Origin of the sequence: Calothrix anomala FACHB-343 (assembly GCF_014696435.1) — a bacterium.
GTDB lineage: Bacteria > Cyanobacteriota > Cyanobacteriia > Cyanobacteriales > Nostocaceae > Aulosira > Aulosira anomala_A.
This window is the reverse complement of the sequence record NZ_JACJQG010000055.1, coordinates 1-15,027: the sequence shown is the minus strand read 5'-3', so window position 1 is coordinate 15,027 and position 15,027 is coordinate 1. Positions and strand designations below refer to the sequence as shown.

Below are 15,027 nucleotides of genomic sequence, written 5' to 3'. Positions count from 1 at the left end.
TTATTTTGATTAAATTAGTTACTATTAGACTTATAATCATTAGGAAAAAAATATTCTTTATAGCCAATTAATTGCTGCTAAATACGCTACCAATACTCATTTTCAATGCCCAATGCCCAATGCCCCATGCCCAATGCCCAATTAAGTTATTAGTAAACAATTATCGCTGTTTACTAATAACTAATAACTGTCAACTGTTAGCTGATTACCGAACACCAGTTTTAACTTGACCTGTGCCGTTTTTTTGTGCAGTATCATTTTCCGGTAGTTCCACACCAAAGACTCGCGCGAAAGCTTTTTCTACCTTATAACCAGAATCAATGGATTCTAAGGGGTCTTTGCGTAATCTATGACGCAGACATAGGGTAATTACACGGCGAATGTCATCAACTGTAACTTCGGTACGTCCTTCAAATGCAGTGATGGCTTTAGCGGCGCGGTTAGTTACAATGTCACCCCGCAAACCGTCTACATCCAATTCCGAACAGATTTCCGAAATTTTTACCCGCAAATCGTAGTCGCTGGTAACTTTTGGTAACAAATTTTGTGCATTGACAATTTGCTGTTGTAATGCTTCTTGCTGGGTTTGGTACTGTTCGAGAAATCCGTGGGGATTTTGGTCAAATTCTGACCTTTGCTCCACAATTTGCACCCGTAAAGCTGGTTCCTTCACCGTGTGGATTTCCGCGTGCATTCCAAAACGGTCAAGCAACTGGGGACGCAATTCGCCTTCTTCTGGGTTACCAGAACCAACCAGCACAAACCGCGCTGGGTGACGGATGGAAATACCTTCCCGTTCTACTGTGTTCCAACCACTAGCAGCAGAGTCAAGCAATACGTCTACTAAGTGGTCATCTAATAAGTTAACTTCATCTACGTAGAGGATACCCCGGTTAGCTTTGGCTAATAGTCCCGGTTCAAAGGCTTTGACACCTTCAGATAAAGCTTTCTCGATGTCGATAGTACCGCAAACCCGGTCTTCTGTAGCGCCTAAAGGCAGATCTACCATCTGCACTTTTTTAGCAACTACAGGAATTTCTGCTCCCTCCTGTAACAGCTGGCGAACTTCATCACTCATTACATCGGGGTCATTGGGGTCACTGTTGAAGGGGTCGTTAGCAACAACAGAGATTTCCGGTAGTAGGTCGGCCAGGGCCCGGATAGTTGTGGATTTGCCGGTACCGCGATCGCCCATAATCATAACACCACCAATTTTGGGGTCGATCACGTTCAACAGCAGAGCCAGTTTCATTTCTTCCTGACCAACAATTGCTGTAAACGGAAATACCACACGTCGCGTACTCGCTGTGGTTTGAGCAGTAGGACTCACTAAATTACCTTATCAAGATTTTTCTTATTACCGTTCTTTATTGTGCCATAGCTGGGGCTATAGAGAGTCCATTATCGAAAGTCTATAGTCAAAAGTCAAAAGTCCATAGTCAATAGCAGAGAATTCTTGACTATGGACTAATGACTAATGACCAATGACCATTTTTAAGGATTATAGGTAGTAGTTCTCGGTTTGCGCGCACCAGCAACTGCTCCTAGTAATGAAGCAATTAAACCCAACAATGAACCAAATACAAACCACCACAAGCCTCTCGAAGTAGCCGCAGCAATCTCACGAGCTTGTTGAGCGGATACGTTTGGTATATTCTGTTGCACATTCCCCAAAGGTTGTTGTGTTTGGTTTAGCACTGCTGCTGCATTAGAAGCTGCTACGCCAAATGCGCCTGAGACACCGCTTGCTAATAGCCAAGAGCTAAGTGCTAAAGTAGTAGCCCAAAGAATCGCGCCGTTTAGTAAAGCAGTGTTGCGGTTCATCGGCCCGCAAGCACGAGTTGTTACCCAACCACCAGTAAATAAGGAAATTAATAGCGCGATCGTAGACCACAAGCCTACATTACTAGCAACATCAGGTGCAATAGTTCTCGGTGCGCCTGAACCTGCAACATTTCCCGCACCAATTGCACCAAATAATGCACTTAAAATTAATTGTGTAACTAACGCCACCAATACACCAGAAATAATGGGGCCCCATCTTACAAGGTCGTGATATTCCGAAACTCTACCTGTAACGACCTGCTCAGGAGGAATAACTTGGTCTCCTACCCGATTTGCATATGACATAAATTATTTTCTCCCTGATTACTTCAGCAAAGTGTTTCCAGCTATATTTTTGCTTGTGTTCAAATTAAATTACTAAATATAATTATTTCTATCTATCAACAGAATGAGTTAAGTACTCTATCTTTGGTAAGAAAGTTTTTAGTTAATTATTTTTGTCCAGCAAATTTAAAAACTGTTGATAAGCGAAATTTTTATTAAAAAATATTACGGTTATTGTTGACTATTATTTTTTAATTTTGCAGAGATTAATTGGATTTATCGCAGTGATTTAGATGAATGTTTTATGCAGGATTTTTCGCAAAAATAAAATTGGATTTATCTACAGCAGATTCTAATTTGATGAGGTGCGATAATTTTAGGGCATGGCAGTGCCAATGCCCCTACAGCATTTACTTATAATAAGCTGTAAATAAGTCGGTAGAAATAAACGAAACTATATTAATAAACATAAATAAAATTTAAATCCTTACCAATGACAAATGACCAATGACCAATGACCAATCACAAATGACAGCCTCAGCCAGTTATATTTAAATTCGCCGTCCTACTTAACGCATTTTTACGGCTGTACCTGTAGCGGTAATCAATAATAAGACTCCAGACTGATCGACATTGATTGTACCAGTATCGATTTCAATACCGATTACAGCATCCGCACCTAAACGTTGTGCCCGTAGTTGTAATTCTTCTAATGCTTTGCGTTGCCCTTGTTCAAATAAACGTTCATAACTGCCAGTACGTCCACCGACAATATCACGAATACTTGCTAAAAAATCCCGTAAGAAATTGCTACCATAAACAACTTCTGCTGTCACAATACCTAAATATGATTGAATTACTGCACCTTGAATTACATCAGTTGTAGTCAAAATCATAATTTAGCCTCATAAATAATTAGTAATTGGATTAATTATAATAATCCGCAATCATTTACAGCCACTTACTAATGAGATAATTCTGTAATTACATTGCATAAGGTAGTAGCTGATAGCGATCGCGTTACAATCTTGAAGCAATTAATTATCAGTATTTGAAGACAGATGTGCGATCGCGCAGCAAATTTCCGCTACCTTACCCAAAAGAGTAACATCTCCTCTACATAACTTTACATTTCTTCACGTATTAATATAGATAATTTTCTCATCAAGTTACTTGAGTAACAATTTCTCTGTATGATTGCTGTTACAAATTACTTGAGTATTAAGAATTTAGTTAAAGTAAAGATTGTGTTGATTGCCTGTTACAACTTCATTTGTTAGTTTTAAAAGGGCTGGGTCGGCAATGCTTACCCTACAAATAAATTACAATCTGAAGATAAAGGTGGTAAAAAATGGGGCGCATAAATCCCTACACGCTACAGATGCAGATTACTCGCATGTTTGAGCAAGGGCAATCTTTTTTTGCGACAACTAAGGTGCAAGAATGGTTAAAAGAACGCAATCACAATCCACTAGAATATGACATTCTTTTCCATAAAAAACCTGCTCCCCCTGGTTCTAAAGAAGTAATGGTAGTGGAAATAGAATTACGCCGTAAAGATGGACAACCTGTAGATCCGTGGTTGCAAGAACAAGCTAATCTTCATGCTTGATTGGGCTTGGTTTTTTATGAGAATGGGCAAGGGGCTATGGTGAATATCATTAATTATGATGGATATTTATTCAGTACTTTCAGACTTTAAAATCCAGAAATAAAGTCCTAACTACAAAAATCATCCATCATCATGAATGTGAAACATTCTCGCCCCTAGCCCCTAGCCCCTAGCCCCTAGCCCCTATATTATTAGGCTTTTTTCAACCAGCTAAACATAGCGCGTAATTCTTTACCTACTTCCTCAATGGGGTGTTCGGCTTCTTGACGACGCATGGCGGTAAATCCAGGTTTACCAGATTGATTTTCTAACACAAATTCTCTAGCAAATTGTCCAGATTGAATTTCGCTGAGAATCTTCTGCATTTCCGCTTTGGTTTGCGCAGTTACCACTCTAGGGCCGCGTGTATAATCGCCGTATTCAGCAGTGTTAGAGATGCTATCGCGCATTGTGGCTAAACCGCCTTCGACAACTAAGTCAACAATCAGTTTAACTTCATGCAGACATTCAAAATAAGCTAATTCTGGTTGATAGCCAGCTTCTACTAAAGTTTCAAATCCGGCTTTAATTAAAGCACTCAAACCGCCACATAATACTGCTTGTTCGCCAAACAAATCGGTTTCGGTTTCTTCGCGGAAGGTAGTTTCGAGAACACCCGCACGAGTACCACCGATACCTTTAGCGTAAGCCATAGCGCGATCGCGTGCCCGACCGCTAGCATCTTGATATACAGCAAATAATGCGGGTACGCCTTGTCCTTGTTCGTAAGTCCGGCGGACTAAATGACCGGGGCCTTTAGGCGCTACCATGACTACATCTACATTTGCAGGCGGTACAACTTGTCCAAAGTGAATATTAAAGCCGTGAGCAAAAGCTAAAACGTTCCCTTCTGCTAAATTCGGTTCAATTTCGTTTTTATAAACTGTTTTTTGCACTTCATCAGGCAATAAAATCATGATGAAGTCAGCAGCACTAGCCGCATCCGCAACACTCTTGACGGTTAATCCAGCTTCTTGGGCTTTGGCAGCTGACTTACTGCCCGGATATAGCCCTACAATCACATCTAAACCACTATCCTTAAGATTTAGCGCGTGAGCATGACCTTGCGAACCGTAGCCGATGATGGCAATTGTTTTTCCAGCCAAAAGGTCTAAATTGGCATCTTCATCATAATACATCCGGGCCATAGAGCATCTCCTGTCAGCAAGCATCATTTATTGGCAGGCTTTTGATTTTACCTCAAATTGAGTAACTACGGATAAGAATTAAAAATGGGGCATGGGGCATTGGGCATGGGGTTAGGGGACAAATGACAATTGTACAGACGCGATTCATCGCGTCTCTAATGACTATTGACTAAGTCTCGCTATCGATTTTTTGGATTTCTGCTTCTGAGAGGTGGACGTTAATTGCTTTGACTGAGTCTTCAATACTAGAGATTTTGCTAGCACCGGGGATGGGTAAAATAGCGGGTGATTTTGAACGCAACCAAGCAAGGACGATACAATATACTGATACGCCTTTTTCTTTGGCTAAATTTGCGATCGCGGAAATATCTTGCAAGTTTTGATGGCGACGACTACCACCGAAAGGACTCCAAGGTAAAAAGGTTAATCCTGCTTGTTCGCAATACTTTAACACGCCGTCAATTTCTGGTTGTCTTTCCCAAGGACTATATTGATTTTGCACAGAAACAATTTCCACTACATCCTGTGCTTGTTGAATTTGTTCTACAGAAAAGTTAGAAACTCCCACATAGCGAATTAAACCGTTTTCTACCGCTTCTTTTACTGGTGCGAGGGATTCTGCGATCGCATATTTTGGATCGGGGGCGTGATATTGCCAAATATCTATCGGTTTACTACCGCCCAAGGCTTGAAAACTTTCGCGAATTGTTTGCCGTAAATGTTTGGGGTTACCGTTGCGCGTCCAATTTCCATGAGGACGCATCAAACCGCCTTTGGTGGCGACAACTACATGGCTAACATCGCCTTTATAACTGCTAAGTGCTTGATTAATTAATCTTTCGTTGTGGTGCTTATCCGATTCATCTAAGCAGTAAGAATCGGCGGTGTCTATGAAGGTAATACCCAAGTCTAAAGCACGATGAATAACTTGAATAGATTCTGCTTCTGCTGGACGATTTGCTATTGACATTGGCATTCCACCCAAACCAATAGCACTGACAGATACACCCGTTTTTCCTAATTGTTTGGTTTCCATGCTTTTAGCTCTTGTTTGCAGTCCCACTAATGTATTAGCTGTTTTCAACTATTTTGACAATTCATCCTTAGATAGGTGTAATACCAATTCAATATAAACAGGACTTACGCAAAAATTGCCAAACAGCTTAATTTATTGAACCGCCAGACGCCAAGAACGCCAAGAATTTATAGAGTGTGCGTAAATCTTAATAAAAATGCACCTAATTCTTCTCAAAGATATAGAACTGTACAAACTCTGTGTACCTTTGCGTTAACCTTAGCGCTCCTTTGCGTTCAAAAAAAATATAGCTTTGTGCAGCCTCATATTTATTTGCTATAAATCCTCAAAATATTACCTTCCTCTATTCTGATTGACAGGATTAAACTGCTGCCATAATCCTAAACGCTTATTTTTAGCATTTGCTTCTGCAATTAAATATTGCATTCTGCTTTCTTCGCAATAACCTAAAGTTTCGCGATCGACAACAGCATTACCTTCCTCTACTAAGCGAAGATTGACTGAACGATTATCAACAAAAACCTCACCCATTATGCGCCCATTTTCTTCGCGATTTAGGGTTTTAATTACTACTGGACTACCTGTTGGTAAAAATCGTTTGAGTTTGTTAGTAGCGGCAGTAACATACTGCTGTTTTGTTTCTTTGGGTGTATTAATACATACTAGTTTAACTGTGGATGTTTGACCTGCATCATCTTTAATGCGGATTGTATTGCTATCTACTACACCGATGATGGTAGCCAAGATTAACATTAACTCGATTAAACTCATGGATTTTTAAGTATTATTTAATGCTTCTCCTTAAGTTTAAATCAGTAATTGTCTAGAGATTGTGAGAGAAATTACGCAATTTAGCAGCAGCAACTTTTCATAAAATCTCAAATCTCAAAACTTCTGTTACAAAAATAGCAACAATACCCGCTTTCAGATTTGCTCTCAGCCATACTGAGATTAAATTCATCTATCTATGGTTTAAGTTATGCCAGCCTCGATGATATTACCGCGCAAATCTGGTTTAGCTGTGACTGTGCTGCTAGGAGGTTTAATTTTTACCAAAGACCTGGGTCTAAAGCCCCGTCCTTAGAGGACGGCTTTAATTATGCTAGAATATTTGCGTAGGAGTTTTCCACACAAATGATTGTTTTAGAATTCAAAGCCAAGGGGAAAACAACTCAATACACTGCTATTGATGAGGCGATGAGAACCGCTCAATTTGTCCGCAACAAAGCTATCCGTTTTTGGATGGATAACCGAGGTGTAGGACAAAAAGACTTATATCGTCTGAGCAAGTCATTGAGAGGTGAATTTCCATTTGTAAAAGCTTTGAATTCTAGTGCTTGCCAAGCCTCTATCGAACGGGCTTATAGTTCTATCGCTCGTTTCTACGACAACTGTAAAAAGTCTGTTGCGGGTAAAAAGGCATATCCAAAGTTTAAGAAAAATTATCGTTCAGTGGAATATAAAACATCTGGATGGTCACTTTCCGAGACTAGGAAACAAATAACCTTTACTGATAAAAAAGGGATTGGCAAACTCAATCTCAAAGGAACGTGGGATTTGAACTTCTACCAATTAGAACAGATAAAACGAGTTAGGTTAGTACGTCGTGCAGACGGGTATTATGTTCAATTTTTGGTGAGTGCAGATAACAAAGTAGAAACACAACCAACTGGTAAAACTATCGGTTTGGACGTTGGACTCAAAGAGTTCTACACAGACAGTAATGGACACAGTGAACCTAACCCAAGGTTTTATCGCACAGGAGAAAAGCGTCTCAAGTTTAGACAAAGACGTGTTCAAAGTAAAAACAAAGGCGGATGCAACCGTAAGAAAGCCATTAATAAATTAGGTCGAGTACACCTCAAAATAAGTAGGCAACGTGAAGAACACGCTAAGAGACTAGCGCGTTGCGTAATCCAATCTCACGATTTGGTCGCTTATGAAGATTTGAGGATTAAAAATTTAGTCAAGAATCACTGTCTCGCCAAATCTATTAATGATGCTGGTTGGTATCAATTCAGGAAATGGTTAGAGTATTTTGGGGTGAAGTTTGGCAGAATAACTGTTGCGGTTAATCCTGCCTACACATCGCTTGAATGCTCTCATTGTGGGGCAATAGTCAAAAAATCTTTATCCACAAGAACCCATATTTGTGAATGTGGATTTGTGATGGATAGAGATTGGAATGCTGCCATCAATATTCTGAAATTAGCCTTGAGTACGGTAGGGCATACCGGAACTTGGATCTTAGATCCGAACGCTACCCTTCGGGAACGCCAAGGGCGAACAGGAGATTCGACCTCTACTCATGCTGGAGTAATCCTGTCTGAGCAAGTTGGGTCAAAGATTGAAGAATCTTCGCCCTTATAGGGCGGAGAGTGTCAATGAAGTTAGGTATTTGGCTAATTGCTTACAGTCCTTATTTTTTGGTTTTAGTTGCTGCTATTTATGGTTTGAAGCGGTGGCGACGCAATTCTCAGGCTGTTACACCAACACCACCAGCAGAAAATAATTAAATTCTAGAAAACTTGTCTCAAGTTGTTCAACGTTTATGGTTATGATTATCGTTTTACGCAAAAGATTGTAGATTGGGAAAATTTTAGTGCTGGGGGGAGTAAATCAATGAGGTTCCAGTAATCTCCCAACCCTTGAGGTATGGCAACTGTGAAACAGATTGTACCAATTAACACGAAATAATTAGACACAGGAATGCCAAGATCAAAAAAAGGACGCCCGATGCTATTGAAACTACTATGCCAGAACTACACCAATCAATTGCACAGCACTACCACGAACGCACTAAATACGATCCTCAGACACTAGCTGCCAAAAGTCAGAGCTTAGATTGGGCAAAGCAACCAGTACCATTTAAAGAATACAGAATTGGCTCATCTTTTGACCTTAAACCCTACTTGCAAGCTAATTCTGAGGCGTCTACAGATAATGAAGATGCTAAATGGTGGCAAAGACTGTCAAGGCTATTGTTTTGTAGCTATGGGCTAACGGCAAGAATGCCTTCTATGGGTGGGGTATATTTACGATCAGCCCCTAGTGCTGGTGGGTTATACCCGGCTGAGGTATATGTAGTTTCGCGCGGTACGGAGTTACTACCAGCCGGGTTATATAATTACCAAAGTCGCACTCATTCTTTAATGCAGTATTGGGAAAGCGATGTTTGGCAAAGTTTACAAGCAGCTTGTTTTTGGCATCCATCTCTGGAAAATACTCAGCTAGCAATTGCGATTACGGCTGTATTCTATCGTTCCGCTTGGCGGTATGAAGATAGAGCTTACCGCCGCATCTTTTTAGATACCGGACATTTATTGGGAAATATTGAGTTAGCTGGGGCGGTTAACGATTATCGTCCCCACTTGATTGGTGGATTTATTGATGAAGCGGTTAACGATTTACTGTATATCGATCCGCAACAAGAAGGCGCGATCGCAGTTTTATCTCTAGCAGACTTGTTAGATATTAAACAAAATTTACCACTAGGACGCACAGCTTTACCTTCAGCAACCGAAACCAATTACCCAATTATTCCTGATGGCGAACTGCTGAAATATTTTCATCATCACACACAAATTGAATCGGGAACAACAGGTAAACTCAATTTACCAGAAGTGCAACAAGAGAAATCTTTAGAAGATAAATATAACTTCCCTTTCTGTCTAAAAATTCCCACAGCTACCATGTCGATTAACTGGGGTGAAAATCTCTCAGAATTGGAAAATACCATGCATAGGCGGCGTTCTACCCGTGCCTACAGTGGTGAAGATTTGAGCTTTGAGGAACTAAAAGCTTTACTTGATTTCACCTATCAACCGCAAAATTATATCTACCAAAATTTAGACCGTTCTCCAGATTACTTTGACTTAAATTTAATCGAAACATTTATTGCTGTTTGTGGAGTCAAAGGATTAGAAGCAGGTTGTTACTATTACGCACCAAAAGCCCAAGAATTGCGCCAAATTCGCTTTAAAAACTTCCGCCGAGAATTACATTTTCTTTGCTTAGGGCAAGACTTAGGCCGAGATGCTGCTGCTGTAGTCTTTCATACAGCCGATTTAAAATCTGCGATCGCGCAATATGGCGATCGCGTTTACCGTTATTTACACATGGATGCCGGACATCTCGGACAAAGGCTAAATTTAGCCGCTACCCAATTACATATCGGTGTAAGCGGCATTGGTGGCTTTTTTGACGACAAAGTCAATGAAGTCCTGGGTATTCCCGCAGACGAAGCAGCACTTTACATCACCACCTTGGGAAGGCCTAGGTAATTGGTATGGGGCAAATATAACTCTTAATTTTGAATTTTGAATTTTGAATTTTGAATTATTTGCCCCCCTGCCTCTTCAAGGCTCCTGCTGTATCACACCGCCGACAACTGGCTTAACTTGCTGACCAGAAAAGGGATCTGTGCCGCCACTCCAATTAAAATCGCTGATACGGAAGCTAATACCGCCTAATTGCAGTACGGGATTGTAACGTAATGTCAAGCCATAGGTGCGGCGGCTGTATTCCAAAATATAGTCGGTGCTACTTTCTCTACCTGTATCTAAGTTAACTGAGGTCTGAAAGCCAATGCGAAAAGGGCCATAGATTTGCTGCGTAATGCCAGCACTCAATACTCTAGTATCAACAGCTCTGTCAAATAAGAAAGGGGATAGTCCACTGTTAAAACCTTGGGAATAGCTGACATTAAAGGCGGTGTAGTCTAAATAAGGGCGGGAAAAATGACCAATCTGCCCTTCTAAGCCAATGGTGCCAATTAAGGTGCTTTGGTTATCACCGTTACTGTAATAACTAGTAGTACCAGTCACACCTGCGATCGCGCGCAAGTAGGGAACAACTGAGTTAGGTGTGTATCGCAATCCCTCAGTAGCCGTAGGTGGTAAAGGTTGTCCTTGCCATAATAATAAACCACCGCTCAACGCTGCACTACCTTGGATGCGTCCTAAAGAAATGCGATCGTTATCTCTATCTGGTGAGAGTAAGTCAGGGCGATCGGTATTAGCATTGATATACTGGGCACCTGCTTGATAGCTAAGATTAATACCACTGTTACCCAAGGGAATGATGGGTGAAATGACTACACCCCCAAGGCTGCTTTGCACAGTTTGATAGCCGAGAGTACCGTTATAAAGGCGATCGCGGTAGCTGTATTCTAAGTTCAATAAATGGGGATTGCGATCGCCTAATGTCTGCTTCAGGCGCAAGCTAGCCCGCAAGTTATCTTCAACTTTACTCAAATTTAGGCTGGTTAACTCGCCGTTACCCTCAATCACAGATTTAGGGTTCAAATTCACATTTAGTCTACTTCTAATCCCAAATAGCCCAGCGAAGTCATCCGTACCTTGTTCTACAGCTTTTTGCAAGAAAAACTGGGGCGTAATTGTCCAGTTTGTCTTGTCTGTAGAGATTGCGGGAAAGCCGCGTTCTAAATATAATCCACCTCGTTGATCGCCATCAAAACCAGGAGACACCAGCGCTGGTGTTACGTCTCTTTCCCGGCGATCGATTTCTTGTTGTTCTCGCGGAATCCCAATCGCAACTTTTTGGTCGAAAACTACCCGCGATCCTTGACTTCTGACTCGATCTACTAAGGGCGCTTCTCTAACTAACGTGACATTAGCCGCCCGTAATACTAACTCTGGCGGTGAAAACGGATCGTTGGTGATGCTAACATCTTTAGCTTGCCAGCCACGGGGATAAAATTGAATCTGTTCAGCTTCAAAGCGTAGGCGATTAACTATTCCCCCTGATTTTGGTTGAGCAATGTTTCTCGCATCGGCTCTACCACCTACTACCACATCAATTCCGCCAGGGCTATTAACACCAGTTAGGGGCTGATTTGCCCGAATGCGATCGCTCACTGGGCGCTGTGATACTCCCCCTGCTGTGACATCTGTAGGTAAAAAAGCTACATCTCTTTCGGCTGTGGGTAGGTAAATTTCGCCTCTACCCTTTTCCAATTCCCCGCTATCTTGAATAAAGTTATAAGTAAAGCGTTGTCCTCGCAATACCTGATCGCCCCTGGTTAAAGCAACGTTACCTTCTCCCACCGCAATCAAGTTATCTAAACTGATTTGTAAGCGATCGGCATCTACTACCGCCCCGTCAAATCGCACAACTACATTACCTTCCGCCGTTACTATCCGTCTTTGGTCATCATACACTTGGCGATCGGAAATTACTTCCACCGTTCTGGGTGTGGCTGGTGCCGTGGTAGCTGGGGGAGTTGTCCCATATGGTTGACTTTGGGGCTGTTTTGTGCTATCTGCTGGCGGCTGCGGTTGTGGCGTCTGAAATTCTATCGATGAGGGTGCAGGCGAGTCGGGTGTAGGATTGCGAGATTTAAATTCAATAGTATTTTGTACTAATTGCGGTTGCTGAGGATTTTGAGCAACTACTTGCGGGTTAGCTGGAGTTTTACTAGAAACAAATGAATTTTGGTTATTTGTAGCGTTTGGGTTAGATAAAACTTTAACATCTAGGCGATCGCTATTATTTTGCAGAGGATAAGCAATGCCCATAGGCTCCCCCAATAATGCCGCACTCATGGGAGTATCAATGGGATTATCAACAGGAGAGAATTCCGGCGGAAAAGTTTTCGGCGGATTGGGTGGATTGAGATTGGGAGAAACTACAAATTTATCCCTAGTCAAATTTGGGGAACTTGGCTGAGTTTGAGACTTTGCTTGTTGCTGTTGGGATGTTTGTTGATTTTCCTGCGTCCCAGTATCTGTAGCAATTAAAGAATTAAACTTGGTGTCATTAGCAGAAGAGGTCAAATTTGCAGGTTGTCTTGCTTCCGTAATTGGAGGCGGTGTAGGCGGCAGAACTGGATGAAGCATATTTCAGCACAATCAAGCTAACAAATAGCCAATAAGTAGCCGGAAGGACGAACAACACCTTTAGCCTTCCCACTTTGCCGCCTATTTGCAGCAAGCTGGCTCAAGAAGGACACTAAAATTTACCACGACAATTGCTAGGAGAGATTGCTTTGAGGTAAACTTTTGGGCATTCTCTCCGTTATAGCAAATACCGTTAGCTTTGCCATTGCTCGCGCCTAAAAGGCGAATTTCTTAACTCTTCAGGCAAGATGACCGAGTAGGTTAGCAAATGGCTGGGGTAATTATCCCCATTTAAGCAACTTAGTGTCCATAGCTTCTGGTGTGTTCTGCCTTCCGGCTTTTGAGAGCGGATTATCAGTCGCGCTTTTACTCGAAATCCCGACGACCGGGGTTACGAGCTGGGTCATTAGACAAGAAACCAAAGACGAAGATAGCCACAAAGAAGGCAACAACAATATAAACTGTGATTTTTAAAGTAAGCATCAGAGATATCTCCAAAAGGTATGAGAAACAGAAAATCTCTCTCTCGGTATCTGCTAGGCAGAAATGATAGCTCCTTTATATTACCCAAATCTCGCCCCTTTTTTGGAAGTCTCTATTGAGACAGGTCAATGTTTATCGTGAAACTGTTGACTGTTAACTGTTGACTGTCCTCACGTTTATTGACTGAGCCAGTTGGGTAAGCGCTATATTTTGGAGATGTCCCGATTAAAAACTTTTGAGGTTGCTACTCTTGAGACGTTTACTCGCTGCATAGGTTTCCGAGTAGATGCAGAAATTAGTCAATGGTCAATAGTCATTTGTCATTAGTTATTTGCTTCCTTGTCTCCCTTCCCTAGTCTTCCTTGTCCCCCTTGTCTCCCTTGTCCTCCCTATCCCCTCATCCCTATTTCCTCGCTGACGCGGCTTTTGATAACTTTGGCTGGTATTCCTACAGCTACAGAGAAGGGGGGAATATCTTTTGTAACTACTGCACCTGCACCAATGACACTACCTTGACCAATAGTCACGCCATCTAATACGCTGACTCCATGCCCTAGCCAACAATCATCTTCTATAACAATTCCTTGGCGTGTAATGCCTTGATTGCGAATTGGCTCTAAAGGATTGGTAAAAGTATGATTATTAGCATATATGCCGCAGTGCGATGCAATCATACAATGTTTACCTATTTTGATGTTTCCTGGCCCGGCAATACAGACGTTAGGGCCAATGAATGTTTCATCATCAATATATATAGAAGTACCATCTAAGCAACCGATATCAACGTTACGCTCTATGGCTACTTTGTTACCGAGATAAATTTGATTATTTTCGCCTCTGCCATCGAGACGCACGCCTTTAAAAATAAACACTTGTTTGCAGATTTCTATAGAATTACTACCCAGAAATTCCACACCATTTTGAATATAAACCTGACTATCTAAGCGAGCGAAAATACTGCGATATAAGAGATTCCGCAGTTTCGCGCCGAGAGCGATCGCGGGGATATCACCTAATAATGTAGTCAGCAAAATTTCCGGGAAGCGTTGGATTTTGGCTGAAAATTTGGGCTTTTTCATGGTTACTAATGCCTTAAATAAATTGCAGTAATTAATCGACTACTTCATTGACAGTTGGCTCGTTTTGATAATTTGCAAATACCCAGATTTAGGAGTAAATCAGTTATCTGAATCTCGCAAATACTAGTCCAACTTGATGGAAGCAATTATTGAATTGTTGAAAAAATAATTTGCAATGAGCAATTTTTCGCCAGTAAATAATGTTCAACTTACCTATAAAAACACTAAGAATTTATAGGCATCACCTAATTTTGCTGATTGAGTCTGAAAGATTTTGCCGCTAATTAATGTCGAATTCTGGATTTTATAGCCAAAATCTCTCTATTAGTATTGATATCTCATCAAATACTACTAATATTGGCGTAGAGAAATTCAACTTAATTTTTGTTGAACTCCTCAACCAAGGCGCAATCATTCAATTAGCAATAAGGTAGTTGATATATTTACTCAGTACTCAATTACACAAGCTTTTAGTTAACAATAATACATTTTGACAGTTCTAATTCAAAGGTCAAATCGCTGGGAGCATCCCAATTTTGACGCAATACCCTTCTAGGGTATTGCTATACCAACAAAGCCTGCCTTCGCAGGCTAAAAGTTTGATAGCCTGCGAAGGCAGGCTTCGTATTTCTAGCCCCACCCTTATAGGGTGAGGGCGTTT

General features: G+C 41.3%; 14 protein-coding genes. 4 read left to right on the top strand and 10 right to left on the bottom strand.

Annotated features, from left to right (window positions below; translation table 11 throughout):
- Positions 1–205: 205 nt before the first annotated feature.
- From bchI to H6G08_RS25995, 3 genes are all read right to left on the bottom strand, one after another.
- Positions 206–1,330: a magnesium chelatase ATPase subunit I gene (gene bchI, locus H6G08_RS26005; protein WP_190548307.1), complete on the bottom strand. Its 1,125-nt coding sequence runs from the start codon at positions 1,328–1,330 to the stop codon at positions 206–208.
- A gap of 164 nt (positions 1,331–1,494) precedes the next feature.
- Positions 1,495–2,130, bottom strand: a complete 636-nt coding sequence (locus H6G08_RS26000; protein ID WP_190548305.1) for a hypothetical protein — start codon at positions 2,128–2,130, stop codon at positions 1,495–1,497.
- A gap of 548 nt (positions 2,131–2,678) precedes the next feature.
- Positions 2,679–3,005 carry a YbjQ family protein gene (locus H6G08_RS25995; RefSeq protein ID WP_096643982.1) on the bottom strand — a complete coding sequence of 109 codons (327 nt, stop codon included), beginning with the start codon at positions 3,003–3,005 and terminating at the stop codon, positions 2,679–2,681.
- A gap of 455 nt (positions 3,006–3,460) precedes the next feature.
- Between H6G08_RS25995 and H6G08_RS25990 the strand changes: the two genes are divergently transcribed.
- The gene (locus tag H6G08_RS25990) at positions 3,461–3,721 is read left to right on the top strand and encodes a hypothetical protein (RefSeq protein WP_096643983.1); all 261 of its coding nucleotides are present in this window, start codon (positions 3,461–3,463) and stop codon (positions 3,719–3,721) included.
- A gap of 191 nt (positions 3,722–3,912) precedes the next feature.
- On the opposite strand, the gene ilvC is transcribed toward H6G08_RS25990, so the two are convergent.
- From ilvC to H6G08_RS38745, 4 genes are all read right to left on the bottom strand, one after another.
- Positions 3,913–4,908 carry a ketol-acid reductoisomerase gene (ilvC, locus tag H6G08_RS25985; protein ID WP_190548303.1) on the bottom strand — a complete coding sequence of 332 codons (996 nt, stop codon included), beginning with the start codon at positions 4,906–4,908 and terminating at the stop codon, positions 3,913–3,915.
- Between the two features lie 169 nt (positions 4,909–5,077).
- Positions 5,078–5,944, bottom strand: coding sequence for an aldo/keto reductase (locus tag H6G08_RS25980; RefSeq protein ID WP_190548301.1), 867 nt, complete (start codon positions 5,942–5,944; stop codon positions 5,078–5,080).
- A 333-nt stretch (positions 5,945–6,277) separates the two neighbouring features.
- Positions 6,278–6,715, bottom strand: a complete 438-nt coding sequence (locus tag H6G08_RS25975) for a thermonuclease family protein (protein ID WP_190548299.1) — start codon at positions 6,713–6,715, stop codon at positions 6,278–6,280.
- A 107-nt stretch (positions 6,716–6,822) separates the two neighbouring features.
- Positions 6,823–6,909 (bottom strand): hypothetical protein, encoded by an 87-nt coding sequence (locus tag H6G08_RS38745; protein ID WP_390626223.1) that lies wholly within the window; start codon positions 6,907–6,909, stop codon positions 6,823–6,825.
- A gap of 169 nt (positions 6,910–7,078) precedes the next feature.
- Between H6G08_RS38745 and H6G08_RS25965 the strand changes: the two genes are divergently transcribed.
- From H6G08_RS25965 to H6G08_RS25955, 3 genes are all read left to right on the top strand, one after another.
- Positions 7,079–8,314: an RNA-guided endonuclease InsQ/TnpB family protein gene (locus tag H6G08_RS25965; protein WP_190548296.1), complete on the top strand. Its 1,236-nt coding sequence runs from the start codon at positions 7,079–7,081 to the stop codon at positions 8,312–8,314.
- A gap of 14 nt (positions 8,315–8,328) precedes the next feature.
- Positions 8,329–8,460: a hypothetical protein gene (locus tag H6G08_RS38320; protein WP_277877854.1), complete on the top strand. Its 132-nt coding sequence runs from the start codon at positions 8,329–8,331 to the stop codon at positions 8,458–8,460.
- Between the two features lie 237 nt (positions 8,461–8,697).
- Positions 8,698–10,227, top strand: a complete 1,530-nt coding sequence (locus tag H6G08_RS25955; protein WP_190548294.1) for a SagB/ThcOx family dehydrogenase — start codon at positions 8,698–8,700, stop codon at positions 10,225–10,227.
- A gap of 75 nt (positions 10,228–10,302) precedes the next feature.
- Here H6G08_RS25955 and H6G08_RS25950 read toward each other — a convergent pair whose 3' ends face one another.
- The 3 genes from H6G08_RS25950 to H6G08_RS25940 all read right to left on the bottom strand — a co-directional run bounded on the left by H6G08_RS25950 (position 10,303) and on the right by H6G08_RS25940 (position 14,366).
- Entirely contained in the window at positions 10,303–12,804 is a 2,502-nt protein-coding gene (locus H6G08_RS25950) for a DUF3769 domain-containing protein (RefSeq protein ID WP_190548292.1), read from the bottom strand.
- 366 nt (positions 12,805–13,170) lie between these two features.
- Positions 13,171–13,287 carry a photosystem II reaction center protein I gene (locus H6G08_RS25945; protein WP_096643989.1) on the bottom strand — a complete coding sequence of 39 codons (117 nt, stop codon included), beginning with the start codon at positions 13,285–13,287 and terminating at the stop codon, positions 13,171–13,173.
- A 389-nt stretch (positions 13,288–13,676) separates the two neighbouring features.
- On the bottom strand, positions 13,677–14,366 hold the full coding sequence (locus H6G08_RS25940; protein WP_190548290.1) for an acyltransferase: 690 nt from the start codon (positions 14,364–14,366) through the stop codon (positions 13,677–13,679).
- Positions 14,367–15,027: the final 661 nt, after the last annotated feature.